The following is a 13,312-nucleotide window of genomic DNA, read 5'->3' on the forward strand; positions in this document are numbered from 1 at the left end:
GTTCATAGACGAAGTTTCAGTAGATCTTATGCTTCGACGTCGTTTTTGTTTTTTTAAGCCCGTGGGTGATGTTGGGCATGCAATTGCTGCATACGGATTTGTGCGACGTGGGTATAAATTTGTGTGGTGGATAAATCGCTGTGTCCAAGTAGCATTTGTACCACGCGTAAATCTGCCCCATGATTGAGTAAATGTGTGGCAAAGGCATGTCTTAATGTGTGTGGCGATAACTCGGCCTGAATCCCTGCTTGCAGGGCATAGCGTTTAATGGCATACCAGAAATTTTGACGGCTCATGATGCCGCCATGCACCGTTAAAAATAGATAATCGGTTGAACTTTTATACAGTTGTGGTCGTGACTCGGTTAAATATTTTTCTATCCACTCACAAGCAACTTGTCCCATAGGCACCAAACGCTCTTTATTACCTTTACCTACAATTCGTAAATAGCCTTGTTTTAGGTTGATCAATTCTAAACGTAAATTCAGTAACTCCGTCACTCGTAAACCGCAAGCATATAATACTTCTAGCATGGCACGATCTCGTAATCCTAGTGCAGTGTTGATATCTGGGGCGTGAATTAAAGCTTCCACATCGGCTTCAGATAAATCTTTGGGTAAGGCACGACCTAATTTTGGAGTTTTATGCGCAGCAACAGGGTTGTCAGAACGTAGTTTGTGTTCTCTTAAAAATTTATAAAAAGAACGTAGCGCAGATAGGCAGCGTGCAATAGAGCGGGGGCTTTTTTGTTGTTTGGTGAGTTCGATGAGTACATCCGAAATATCGTCATGATCCCATTCAGGCATAGCTTTGCTGACATAGTCACTGCACTGAATTAAATCGGACAAATAGGCATTGCGAGTATGCGGGCTAACACTTTGTGCAATTAAATCGTTGCGATAGCCTTCCAAAAAACTCAAAGCTTCTGGAATTAATATTGCAGCAGGAATACGAGGTTTTTTGTTCAGCATAGGCATCACAGGCGAAATCACAAAATTAATTGAGAAATTTGATAATAAGCAGCGTTATTTTCTACTCTAATCCAATTCAGCAGGGCTGTCGATGTGATATAAAACATTCAAATGTAAGTTGACCTTATTTGTTAATTGTTCTCATTTGCATGTTATAATGGGCAAAATAGTATAGGAATTTCACGGTGCGTTTGTCAGAACTCAAAGCAAAACAAACAGCCATCATCCGTCAGGTATTACGTACTGCCGATGGTGCAACATCCCTAAATGATTTGGTTGCGAATCGCTTAGAAACACTGGGTTTTGTGCCTGGAACGCCTGTGCAGGTGATCACTAAAGGTATTTTTGGTGGAGATCCGATCTTAATTCAAGTGGGATTTACCCGTTTTGCCTTGCGCAAAGTAGAAGCTCAACGCATAGAAATTGAGCAAGGAGTGTCTGCATGAGCGATGCCTTACGTATCGCACTTGTAGGGAATCCAAACTGCGGTAAAACTTCTTTATTTAACCATTTGACAGGGACGCGTCAGAAAGTTGGCAACTACGCAGGCGTGACTGTAGAGCGTAAAGTCGGGCAGTTCAGCTTGCCTTCAGGTCAGGCGGTGCGGGTTTTAGATTTACCTGGCACTTACAACTTAGAAGCCACCAGTCCCGACGAAGCCATTACCCGAGATGTGGTTCAGGGCAAAATTGCTGAAGAAGGTCAGCAAGATGCATTTCTTTGTGTCGTGGATGCGACCAACCTAAAACTGCATTTGGGTTTGGTTTTGGAAATGATTGCACTGGGACGTCCAATTTTATTGGTGCTCAACATGATGGATGAAGCGCGTCGTCGTGGCATGCAAATTAATACGCAAAAATTGTCTGAGCGTTTGGGTGTGCCTGTGGTGGAAACCGTGGCGGTGCGTGATTCAGGTATTCAAAATTTAATGCACGCCTTAGATCAGGGCAAATTTTCTGTTCCGCAGACAGAATTGACAGGCCTAACAGGCACTCAGCATGAGCGTATTCAAACTATTTTGCATGATGTGGTGCAGTTTGTAGATGAAGAAGATAAACGCTCCGACTTCCTCGATAAAATCTTTTTACATCCTGTATTTGGTTTAGTCAGCCTTGCGGTGATGATGTTTATTGTCTTCCAGGCGGTATTTGCTTGGGCTGCACCATTTATGGATGGCATCGAAAGTTTATTTGGCTGGCTAGGTGAAGTGATTGGCGAAAACATTAGCCATCCCTTGCTGAACAGCTTGATTGTGGATGGCATTATTGCAGGTGCAGGCGGTGTGGTGGTGTTCTTGCCGCAAATTTTAATTTTGTTCCTGTTTATTTTAATTTTAGAAGAATCGGGCTATTTGCCACGTGCCGCATTCTTGCTCGATAAGCTGATGTTTAGCGCAGGTTTGAGTGGTCGTGCCTTTATTCCATTGCTGTCTAGTTTTGCCTGTGCAGTGCCGGGTATTATGGCAACACGTAGTATTGCTGACCCACGCGATCGTCTAACCACGATTATGGTCGCGCCGTTAATGACTTGTTCTGCGCGCTTACCTGTATATGCCTTGCTCATCGCTGCATTCATTCCCAATCAAACCGTCTGGGGTATGTTTAATTTACAAGGCCTAGTGCTATTCGGTCTGTATATGGCGGGCATTTTGAGTGCCTTAGGCGTATCTATTGTGCTTAAATTTTTGCAAAAAGATAAATCTGAGCATGTCTTGCTGATGGAACTACCAAGCTACCGTTTTCCAGACCTAAAAAGTGTGTGGATTGGTTTGTTGGATCGCGCCAAAATTTTCTTGAAGCGTGTCGGTGGTATTATTTTTGCGCTGTCGATTTTATTGTGGTTCTTGTGTACCTTCCCGCAACCGCCTGAAGGTGCGACCCTGCCTGCAATTGACTACAGTTTTGCAGGGATGCTGGGGCATGTATTACAGCCGATTTTTGCTCCAGTTGGCTTTAACTGGCAAATTGTGATTGCCTTGATTCCTGCTATGGCAGCGCGTGAAGTGGTCGTGGCTGCATTAGGCACAGTCTATGCCTTATCTGCAGTGGATGAAGATGCCATGTCCCAAGGCTTGGCCGCATTAATCAGTGGCGGTGGCGAACTGGGCTGGTCATTGGCAACGGGTTTGTCGTTATTGGTGTGGTTTATTTATGCACCGCATTGTTTGGCGACTTTGGCCACCGTAAAGCGTGAAACAGGTTCATGGCGTACAGTAAGTTTTATGACCTGCTATTTATTTGGTTTGGCTTATTTCATGTCATTTCTGACTTATCAAACGGCATCGTATTTGTTGGGTTAAGGCACATGCTTGACCTACAGGAGTAGATGAACATGGTTGAAATTCTGATTGTTGCTGCATTGGTACTGTGGAGTGCTGTGGTCGTCTTTAAAAAAGTCTTTCCCAAGACCTCTAGCGCAGTTTTTCTAAAACTGTCCAATTTCTGTGCTGAAAAAGGCTGGCATGGTTTGGCCAAGTGGCTAAAACCTGCAGCAGCGGCAGGCTGTGGTGGTAGTTGTGGTTGTGATTCTCAAGACCAAACCGCAGAAAAGAAAGTTGAAGTTCAAGCGGTGAAGTGGAAATAGGCTTGTTTATTCACTGTAGGGATATTCTTTTTAAAAACCGTCAGCATTATGACGGTTTTTTTACGCACTGACACAAAAAAACTGCAGGAACTGCAAACAGAAAAAGCATTCAAAACAGCAAAGTGCTACTATTTTGTCTGTTTCAAAATTAGCGCACAAAATGGGGAAAAAATGTTAATACAACGTGGTGGTTTAAAAGTCGTTGCAGGACTAGGTGTTTCTGGTGTTGCAGCAGTTAATTTTTTACATCATCAGGGTTACCGCGTTGCTGTGACAGATTCTCGCCCCACACCCCCAGGGCATGACCAAATTCCTGCCGACGTGGAAACCCGCTTTGGTCAGTTTGATCAGGATTTATTGCTGTCTGCAGAAGAAATTGTGATTAGCCCGGGGCTAGATCCAAAACTTCCTGAAATTCAGGCTGCGATGGCGCAGGGTATTCCTGTGGTGAGTGAAATTCAGATTTTACGTCGCGCGACCGACAAACCTATAGTGGCAATTACAGGGTCAAACGCGAAAAGTACCGTTACCACGCTCATTGGTTTAATGGCAGAGCAAGCAGGCAAAAAAGTCGCAGTAGGGGGTAATTTGGGACGTCCTGCTTTGGATCTGATCAAAGATAATCCTGAGCTGTATATTTTAGAACTTTCCAGTTTTCAGCTAGAAACCACCTCGAATTTAAATGCAGAAGTGGCGGTAGTGCTGAACATGAGTGAAGACCATTTAGACCGTCATGGCGATATGCTGGGTTATCACACAGCCAAACATCGTATTTTTCAGGGCGTGAAAAAAGTGGTGTTTAACCGTGATGATGCCTTAAGTCGTCCGTTAGTGCCAGATCAAACTCCTATGCAAAGTTTTGGCTTAAACGCGCCTGACTTAAATCAATATGGCTTGTTAAAAGATGATGATGGCAGCATGTGGTTGGCACGTGGGCGTGAGCGTTTATTAAAAAGTACTGAGATGTATATTCAAGGTACACACAATATTGCGAATGCATTAGCATGCTTGGCATTGGGTGAAGCCATTGGTTTAGCTATGCACAGCATGCTGGAAACGCTGAAAACCTTTAAAGGTTTGGAGCATCGTTGTGAGTTCGTCAAAGAATTACATGGGGTGCGTTATTATAATGACTCCAAAGGAACCAATATTGGTGCAACTTTGGCGGCCTTAGATGGCTTGGGCGCAGCAATTCAGGCACAAGGCGGCAAGGTTGCGATTATTTTAGGTGGGCAAGGCAAAGGGCAGGACTTTACTGCGCTACGTCAATCATTGCAACAATACGCCAAATTGGCGGTGTTGATTGGTGAGGATGCCACGAAAATTGAAACAGCAGTTGCAGGAACAACCCAACTCTTAACTGCAGATACCTTAGAACAAGCCGTTGAAATCTGCCAACAACATACACAGGCGCATGATGTGGTGCTATTGTCACCTGCATGTGCAAGTTTTGATATGTTCTCGGGCTATCCAGAACGTGGTCACAAGTTCGTTGCTTATGTCAACGCACTGGTATAACAACAATAAGGTGTGAGATATGGCTGGCTTTGCTCAGACAACAATCAATAAACTCAATCAGGTCTATGATCGCTGGTTACCCAAACTGCCAGCGGAAGTGAATGTACGCAATGTACTGATTTTTAGCGTACTGGCGTTGTTGTGTATTGGCTCAATCATGGTGGCGTCGGCTTCGATGCCTTATGCCGAGCGTATGCATGAAAATGCCTTTCACTATGTATTGCGTCACGGCATTTCAATTGTGGTGGCATTAATCGCTGCCGTGATTGCCTATCGAGTGCCGCTGAATACCTGGTTTAACAACACCTTTTTTCTGTGGATTGTGACCATTGCCTTGTTAGCTGCAGTCTTGTTGGTGGGTACCGAAGTCAATGGTTCTAAACGCTGGATTCGGGTCGCAGGCTTTACCTTGCAAGCGTCCGAAGTCGCTAAAGTGATGATGGCTATTTTTACCGCTGACTATGTGGTACGCCGTGCCGAAGAAGTGCGAAATAACATTAAAGGTCTGATTCGTCTTGCAGTGATTATGGCAGTCACGGTAGGTTTGGTGATTGCAGAGCCTGATTTGGGGGCGACAGTGGTGATTGCCTTGACCATGTTGGGGGTGTTCTTTTTAGCGGGTGCACCATTAATTCAGTTTGGTATTGCTTTTGGCGCGATTATTGCCGCCTTTGTGTTTTTGGTGGTATTTGAGCCTTATCGTTTTGAGCGTTTAATGTCGTTTTCAAACCCGTGGAATGATCCTTTGGGTGTCGGCTATCAGTTGTCTAATGCTTTAATGGCATTTGGACGCGGTGAATGGGTAGGCGTAGGTTTGGGGCATAGTATCCAGAAAATGTCCTATTTGCCTGAAGCACATACAGACTTTATGTTGGCTGTTTTGGGTGAAGAATTTGGCTTTTTAGGCATTTTAGTGGTGTTGAGTTTGTCTTTTGCCATGCTGATTGCCTGCATTAAAATTGGTCATCGTGCCCTAAAAAACCAGTACTTACGTGCAGGGTATTTGGCTTATGGTATCAGCATTATTTTCTTATTGCAGATTATGGTGAACGCAGGCATGAACATGGGCATGTTGCCGACCAAAGGTTTGACCCTGCCTTTTATTAGTTATGGTGGTTCATCGTTAATTATGTGTGCAGTGATGGTGAGTTTGATTCTGAAAATTGAAGCCAACACCCACGAGATTAACCCAAGCCGTGAGGAATCGAATTTCTAGAATTTATTCTTCTATTTCGCTTCTTGCTGAGTATGGTACAACACCATGCTTGGCATGACTGTGCCACAATGTAAACACTTGACTGTAGTATTTTTTTGTCTAGACACAGGGAACAAGGCAATAAAAAATAAGGAAAAATATTGTCGTTGCTGTCTGAGTTCATAGTTACTGCGAGTGCGGCAAACGGGGCATTTAAATTGACTTTTCTCGACTACTTTGGTTTTAGGTCCCACACCAAAAATAAAAAACATGACACAACCTCAAATGATCCATTTCACTTTGAGCATAACTGAATTTTAAGTTTTATAAATAATAGCCGTGTAAAGTTGTACCTGCAGGAATACGTGAAATATCCCATTGTTGAATGGCTTGTGTGAGCATACGTCCAGGCGTGTCTAATTCGACAGTGGCTTGATTTAAGGCAGTTAAAGCGGCCTGTAGTAACTTTGGTGCTTGGGCTAAATCTAAAGCTTGTGCCAAGTTCTGTTTAGACAGTTTTTGCCCTTGCGCATTCATGGCTAAAGGCAGGTGCGTGTAGCTGAGTTGAGGGTAGCCTAACAGTTGTCCCAAATAGATTTGCCGTGCGGTGTTGTCGAGTAAATCTGCGCCGCGAACCACATGGGTAATACCTTGCAGATAATCATCCACCACCACTGCCAATTGATAATTGATAATGCCATCACGCCGTTTCAGGACAAAATCGCCCAAATCATGTGCAAGGTTGGAACATTGTTTGTCTTGCAAGCGGTCTTGAAAGCAAATTTCTTGGTCTGTGGCTTTGACCCGAATCGCTTGATTGGTAAAATCTAAGCCTAAATTGCGGCAAGTCCCTGCATAAATATGATTGGAGCCAAGCATTTTACGGGTGCATTGACAGGCATAGACCAAGCCGCGTTGCTGCAATTGTTGTAATACGGCTGCATAGAGATCAAGTCGATCTTTCTGGAAAATAATTTCGGCATCGGGTTCAAATTGAAAGGCATCTATACAGCGCAAGATATGGCTTTCACTGCCTGGGTAGATGCGTGGAATGTCCGTATCTTCAATACGTACCAACCAAGTGCCGTGCTGAGCTTTGGCATCGCAATAACTGGCAACGGCAGTGATAAGAGAGCCAAAATGCAAAGGGCCAGTTGGCGATGGTGCAAACCGACCTGAGTAGCGTGTCAGCGAAATATGATCTCGCTGCTGCGCATGGGGAGCATGCTCCGCTAAGGAATTTTCAACAGTCACAATTAACCGTTATTTTGCTTCTCTTTGATCTCTGCAAAAGTTTTACAGTCAATACATAGTGTTGCCGTTGGACGTGCTTCTAAGCGACGCAAACCGATTTCGATACCGCAAGTTTCACAGAAACCATAATCATCGTTTTTAATCGCTTCAATAGATTGTTCAATTTTACGAATCAATTTACGTTCACGGTCACGAGTACGTAATTCAATCGCAAATTCTTCTTCTTGTGTCGCGCGGTCATTCACATCAGGCAAAGCTGTATTTTCGTCTTGCATGGTGTTGAGTGTACGATCTACTTCTGACATTAACTCTTCTTTCCACGCCATGAGAATTTGACGGAAATGTTCGAGTTGTCCTTCAGACATGTATTCTTCATTCTTTTTCGGCTGATAAGGTGCAATACCAAATAAGCTAGCTGTAGAACCACCCTCTAAAGCCTTTGGCTTCGCCTTACGCACGCGTTTTGTAGCTTTTTCTTCTACAAGATCTGTTTGTTCGTCCAAGACTTGATTTAGGTTGTCATTCGCCATGTAGGACATTCCTCATCATATGCGTAAGATTCATACGCGAAAAATATGGTGATATGCAAGTGTTTTTATCCACTCCCTCAGAAAGAATTCTTTCTTCGGGGGACGTCATCATATAGACTTTTTTTGATTATGGATAGTCTTTGATGTTTGGATGTGTTATCGCATTTTTTGTTGAAGGCATAAAGTAAAGCAAAAAAAATAAAATGAAAAGTTAATAACCTGAAATTTCAAAATTTATTTGTTGTGTGAAATGCTCAACCCGATGCACTTGAGTGCTATAACTGCCATCTGCATTCAAATGTAACACACGGTAACCTGGTGCTTCAGGCCCAAGCGCAAAGTGCTGGCTATGCGGTTTAAATTGCACACAGGTCGAAGGCGTAGAGTAAAACTGAATCCCTTGCCATTCATTGAGTGAGTCTTGATGCACATGCCCGCACAGTACTAATTTGACGTTGTTGTGTCGTGCCAAGACATCAATTAAGGATTTGGTATTTTTAAGTTTATGCTGATCAATCCAGTGGGACTGCATATCAAAAGGATGGTGATGACAGGCAATAATCACCTGCTGATGGGCATGTTGCTGTAAAAGCTGATCTAACTGTTGTAATTGTGCTGCATCCATCCAACCATCGATCCGACCTTTGACCGCAGTATTGAGTAAAATGACACTCCAATTACCCAACTCAATTGCATGAACTTCATTGGACTGTAAATGAAATGGAAAAATTGCGGCATCATCATGATTACCCGGAATCTGGAAATGCGGTGTATTTAAAGTCTGCATAAACTGCAAATAACGCTGATAGGTTTCAGTAACGGGTATTTGTGCTAAATCGCCCGTATGGAAAATAGCATCAAGCCGCGGGTATTGCTGTTGAATATCATGCATCACCGCATGAAAGCTACGTTCAGGATTCATATGCACAAACTCTAAATCTTCCTGATTCATGAGGTGCGTATCGGAAATTTGTACAATGGTCCAGCGTTGCTGCTGATTGTTTGAGATTAAAGTCATGCCTGACCCCTTAGACATCCTTTACGGTTTTAATTTGTTGTTGTAACCATTGCAATGCCATGATGACAGGTGCATTTTTTAGCCGACCATTGGTCAGCAAGTTTGGAATTTCCCGATAATCAATAATGTGTAATTGAATGTTTTCTCCTTCATCAGGCATACCAAACACGCCACCTTCCTGTGGTAAGGTGGTGTTCGCACTATATAAGTGGAACAATTCTGCGCATGCCCCTGCAGATGGATAAAAACTGAATAAATGTTGTAATTCTTTTAACTCGCAGCCCGATTCTTCTAAAGCTTCACGACGAATACAGCTTTCAGGTGATTCATCACCATCTAGCACCCCTGCAATCACTTCAAGTTGCCAAGGTGAGTCGTGATCATCAATTGCACCAATGCGGAATTGTTCAATTAGGGCAAATTTTTGTTGTGCTGCATCATAAATGAGTACCCCAGCCGCTTCAGGACGTTGAATGAGTTCACGCTGAAGGACTGGGGTATATGTGGTTTGATTAAACAAGCGATGACTCAGGCTGACTTTTTCAACCTGAATAAAACCACGATACAGGTATTCACGCTGGTGAATCTGTGCATCGTGTTGTCCATAAGTTGCTTGTTGAATAATCTTCATAAATTCTCATCAGGATGAGCAAAGCATAATTTCATCCTAACTGAGATTTTATTGAATACAAACGCTTTTTAAACAAATTAGAGCTTATGGTACAATTTTTGACCATGTTCCTGATAAGCGGTTTTCATGGCTTTGAGACCTGATTCGACCTCTGCATCCGCTTGCTCCGTTTTGTTCGCAGCATTTTGATTTTGTGCATAATCTCTCACGTTTTGCGTGATTTTCATCGAACAGAACTTCGGTCCACACATCGAACAGAAGTGTGCAGATTTATGCGCTTCTTTCGGCATAGTTTCATCATGCATGCTGCGTGCAGTATCTGGGTCAAGGCTCAGGTTAAACTGATCTTCCCAGCGGAATTCAAAACGTGCTTTAGATAGGGCATTGTCACGGGCTTGTGCACCTGGATGACCTTTGGCAAGGTCAGCCGCATGGGCTGCAATCTTATAGGTGATGATGCCGTCTTTGACGTCTTTTTTGTTCGGTAAGCCTAAGTGTTCTTTTGGCGTGACATAGCACAGCATCGCTGTGCCGTACCAACCAATCATCGCTGCACCAATTGCAGAAGTAATATGGTCATAACCCGGTGCAATATCAGTGGTTAATGGGCCGAGTGTATAGAATGGTGCTTCTTTACAGACTTCAAGTTGCAAGTCCATATTTTCTTTGACCATGTGCATTGGCACGTGACCCGGACCTTCAATCATCACTTGCACATCATGTTCCCAAGCGCGGTGAGTCAATTCACCCAAAGTCCGCAGTTCGCTGAATTGTGCTTCATCGTTGGCATCTTGAATACACCCCGGACGTAAACCATCACCCAAGCTGAACGATACATCGTAAGCTTTCATGATTTCGCATATTTCATCAAAGTGCGTGTAGAGGAAGTTTTCTTCATGATGCGCCAAACACCACTGCGCCATGATTGAACCTCCACGCGATACAATACCTGTTAAGCGATTGGCTGTGAGTGGTACATAACGCAATAACACACCTGCGTGAATGGTGAAGTAATCTACACCTTGTTCAGCTTGTTCAATCAGGGTGTCTTTAAAGATTTCCCAAGTCAGGTCTTCAGCAACACCGTTTACTTTTTCTAGTGCCTGATAAATAGGAACAGTACCAATTGGTACAGGTGAGTTACGGATAATCCATTCACGGGTTTCATGGATGTTCTTACCTGTCGATAAGTCCATGATGGTATCTGCGCCCCAACGGGTCGCCCAAGTCATTTTTGCGACTTCTTCATCAATACTTGAACCCAGTGCCGAGTTACCAATATTGGCATTGATTTTTACCAAGAAATTGCGACCAATAATCATGGGTTCACATTCTGGATGGTTAATGTTGGCAGGAATAATTGCACGACCTTCTGCCACTTCCTGACGTACAAATTCAGGCGTGATTTCAGTTAAGTTTTTAGCCCCAAAGTTTTGCCCTGGGTGCTGACGCATATCGACACCTTCGCGTTGGCGTTGGTTTTCACGAATCGCGATATATTCCATTTCTGGAGTGATGATGCCTTGTTTGGCATAGTGCATTTGGGTGACGTTTTTACCCACTTTGGCACGGCGCGGCTTTTGAATATGGGCAAAACGAATCTCTGCAGTTCGGATATCGCGTAAACGCTCTTGCCCAAAGGCTGAGCTGAGGGTTTCTAGTTTCTCGGTGTCTTGTCGCTCTTCAATCCATCTTTCGCGAACGTTTGGCAAACCTTTGTTTAGATCAATTTCAACATTTGGATCGGTGTATACACCTGAAGTGTCATACACCATAAGTGGTGGATTGTGCTCACCGCCTAAACCTGTTGGGGTGTCGGTCAGTTCAATTTCACGCATTGGTACCTGAATGTCTGGGCGTGAGCCTTGAATATAGACTTTTTTTGATGCAGGCAAAATACGGGTTAAATCTTTGGCATCTTGCTCGTGTTGAGCAGAAATGTCAGCAGGGGATAGATTCGTTAATTGGTTCATTGCAATGATCCTGAAGAATGAAATCAACGAATCAAGCACGACCAAAAACAAGGGCAAACTGATCTGTTTTGAACAAGGGAACAATTTGGGTGCTATGTTTTTAGATGGGCTTGATTCCTACGCAGGTTTTAACCTGATCAGGTTCAACGGTACTTGAGTTTACAGCTTGGTTTGCAGATTTTAGGCTACAAACTCAGCATGGACACAATCTCAGCGAGGAATTACTCGCGCTCCGTCAAGCTGTATAAATAGTAGCACGTTGTCGGCATAAAAGCAGACTTCACGTGGCTTTTATTCTTTGATGCCTAAGGACAAGGATTTGAGCTTTAAGCGACTTTGAATTATTAGCGAGTAATGCAAATGGCGTCGCTAAAGCAATCACGTTTTGCATCGATTGATATATTTTTTAAATTTAAATATTGATTCAACTGTGCATGGACCAAGGCATAATCACCGTATTCACGCTGTTCACGTGCAGTGGGCTGTACTGCAATTTCAGTGAGTCGTTGTTCACTGTTCATGTATAAAAAGGCAAGAAATTTACGCGCGTGTTCTGCTAAGGGTGATTTTTGCAACTTTACCAGTTTTTTAACTTCAAATAATACGGCGGGTTGGATACTGGATTCATCGACATAGTCCTGTGAAACAGGATTGTTGATTGTGCCTTTAAACAGTAGCATGGCATACACTTTGGCTAGATAACGTGCATCGCGTATAAAGTGACTTTTAGGATAACGCTGCACGTAATCTTCCCAAAATAAGGCGCGTTCAGCCAAATCGGTAGCATCAAGGGTGAGTCCACCATCACGCAAACTATGCTGCATATTGTCTTTAGCCATTCTTTCAATAAAAATCTGCTCGGCATCGGGCATGTAGGGCGCAAAAATAATGGCTAAATATTGCGGGCTCCGGCGATAAACCAATTGTGCTTCACCGGCATCGTATAGCTCTAAATAGGCTTGTCCTTTGTGTTTCAATAAATATTGATCACGCAAAGCAAAGTTTTCAAAATGACTTTGCTGAATGGTCGGATGCTGTGCCATATCAAAAGCATGTTGATCAAAAGCAGCTTGTTCTGCAGCGCTGCGTTCCACATGCAAAAAACGCTGATACATTTGGGTCGAAAGATTAAGCAAATTTAATTGCTCATTTAAAGGCAGCAAGGGTAGGCAGACTTTTAAATCCTGATTGATTTGTTCTAGCGCAAACGTGGTGCGAGTATTGTCAATTTGCTGCATATTGTGCTGAATGTTTTCACACATTTGGGTCAAATCTACAGGTTCGCTAGCACTGGTCTCTACCTTTTGTGGTTCAGGTACGGGAGGTGTATCTGAATTTTGGCAAGCGAGCAAACACAGACAACTCCCAAGCAGCAGGGCAAGTTTAATGGCGTGAAGAAATTTAACCATTACAGCAATTCAACATGAGTATTCATTCATCATCTAGTACCTTCATTTCAGGCACAATGGATTCCAAAAATTCAAAATGAGTCATTCATACCAAAATTCTAAATTTCAAATATTCTCTGCGAAGCACACAGTTTTAGAAACTTGGATCGAAGGACGAAGGGAGAGATTGTATTGTAAAGTCAAAGCCACGGAGTACATTGTAGTATTCTGCTAGAGTTTGGTTACATGAC

General features: G+C 43.3%; 13 protein-coding genes and 1 riboswitch. Of the genes, 5 read left to right on the plus strand and 8 right to left on the minus strand.

Going from position 1 to position 13,312, the window contains the following annotated elements; translation table 11 throughout:
- Positions 1 to 53: 53 nt before the first annotated feature.
- The gene (gene xerD, locus LZP46_RS01375) at positions 54 to 971 is read right to left on the minus strand and encodes a site-specific tyrosine recombinase XerD (RefSeq protein WP_236094437.1); all 918 of its coding nucleotides are present in this window, start codon (positions 969 to 971) and stop codon (positions 54 to 56) included.
- A 185-nt stretch (positions 972 to 1,156) separates the two neighbouring features.
- Between xerD and LZP46_RS01380 the strand changes: the two genes are divergently transcribed.
- The 5 genes from LZP46_RS01380 (at position 1,157) to ftsW (ending at position 6,288) form a co-directional block, all read left to right on the plus strand.
- Positions 1,157 to 1,417 carry a FeoA family protein gene (locus LZP46_RS01380; RefSeq protein WP_236094438.1) on the plus strand — a complete coding sequence of 87 codons (261 nt, stop codon included), beginning with the start codon at positions 1,157 to 1,159 and terminating at the stop codon, positions 1,415 to 1,417.
- The gene (feoB, locus tag LZP46_RS01385) at positions 1,414 to 3,270 is read left to right on the plus strand and encodes a ferrous iron transporter B (protein WP_236094439.1); all 1,857 of its coding nucleotides are present in this window, start codon (positions 1,414 to 1,416) and stop codon (positions 3,268 to 3,270) included. Before LZP46_RS01380 ends, feoB begins: the two co-directional genes overlap by 4 nt.
- Positions 3,271 to 3,302: 32 nt before the next feature.
- Positions 3,303 to 3,554 (plus strand): DUF6587 family protein, encoded by a 252-nt coding sequence (locus tag LZP46_RS01390; RefSeq protein WP_236094440.1) that lies wholly within the window; start codon positions 3,303 to 3,305, stop codon positions 3,552 to 3,554.
- A 171-nt stretch (positions 3,555 to 3,725) separates the two neighbouring features.
- Positions 3,726 to 5,072 (plus strand): UDP-N-acetylmuramoyl-L-alanine--D-glutamate ligase, encoded by a 1,347-nt coding sequence (gene murD / locus LZP46_RS01395; protein WP_236094441.1) that lies wholly within the window; start codon positions 3,726 to 3,728, stop codon positions 5,070 to 5,072.
- Between the two features lie 19 nt (positions 5,073 to 5,091).
- Complete coding sequence (ftsW, locus tag LZP46_RS01400) at positions 5,092 to 6,288, plus strand: putative lipid II flippase FtsW (protein ID WP_236094442.1); 1,197 nt, start codon at positions 5,092 to 5,094, stop codon at positions 6,286 to 6,288.
- An 11-nt stretch (positions 6,289 to 6,299) separates the two neighbouring features.
- On the opposite strand, the gene LZP46_RS01405 is transcribed toward ftsW, so the two are convergent.
- The 7 genes from LZP46_RS01405 to LZP46_RS01435 form a co-directional block, all read right to left on the minus strand.
- Positions 6,300 to 6,539: a zinc-ribbon domain-containing protein gene (locus tag LZP46_RS01405; protein WP_236094443.1), complete on the minus strand. Its 240-nt coding sequence runs from the start codon at positions 6,537 to 6,539 to the stop codon at positions 6,300 to 6,302.
- A 52-nt stretch (positions 6,540 to 6,591) separates the two neighbouring features.
- Positions 6,592 to 7,521, minus strand: coding sequence for a tRNA glutamyl-Q(34) synthetase GluQRS (gluQRS, locus tag LZP46_RS01410; protein ID WP_236094444.1), 930 nt, complete (start codon positions 7,519 to 7,521; stop codon positions 6,592 to 6,594).
- A 2-nt stretch (positions 7,522 to 7,523) separates the two neighbouring features.
- Positions 7,524 to 8,051, minus strand: coding sequence for an RNA polymerase-binding protein DksA (gene dksA, locus LZP46_RS01415; protein WP_019838128.1), 528 nt, complete (start codon positions 8,049 to 8,051; stop codon positions 7,524 to 7,526).
- Positions 8,052 to 8,262: 211 nt separating this feature from the next.
- On the minus strand, positions 8,263 to 9,069 hold the full coding sequence (cpdA, locus tag LZP46_RS01420; RefSeq protein ID WP_236094445.1) for a 3',5'-cyclic-AMP phosphodiesterase: 807 nt from the start codon (positions 9,067 to 9,069) through the stop codon (positions 8,263 to 8,265).
- A gap of 10 nt (positions 9,070 to 9,079) precedes the next feature.
- A complete protein-coding gene (locus LZP46_RS01425; protein WP_019838126.1) occupies positions 9,080 to 9,700 on the minus strand; it encodes an NUDIX domain-containing protein in 621 nt (206 codons plus the stop codon).
- Positions 9,701 to 9,777: 77 nt separating this feature from the next.
- On the minus strand, positions 9,778 to 11,673 hold the full coding sequence (gene thiC / locus LZP46_RS01430) for a phosphomethylpyrimidine synthase ThiC (RefSeq protein ID WP_236094446.1): 1,896 nt from the start codon (positions 11,671 to 11,673) through the stop codon (positions 9,778 to 9,780).
- Between the two features lie 97 nt (positions 11,674 to 11,770).
- A riboswitch (TPP riboswitch) is annotated at positions 11,771 to 11,918 on the minus strand.
- A gap of 99 nt (positions 11,919 to 12,017) precedes the next feature.
- On the minus strand, positions 12,018 to 13,082 hold the full coding sequence (locus LZP46_RS01435; RefSeq protein ID WP_236094447.1) for a hypothetical protein: 1,065 nt from the start codon (positions 13,080 to 13,082) through the stop codon (positions 12,018 to 12,020).
- Positions 13,083 to 13,312: the final 230 nt, after the last annotated feature.

It is taken from the genome of Acinetobacter sp. SCLZS86, from assembly GCF_021560715.1.
GTDB classification, from domain to species: domain Bacteria; phylum Pseudomonadota; class Gammaproteobacteria; order Pseudomonadales; family Moraxellaceae; genus Acinetobacter; species Acinetobacter towneri_A.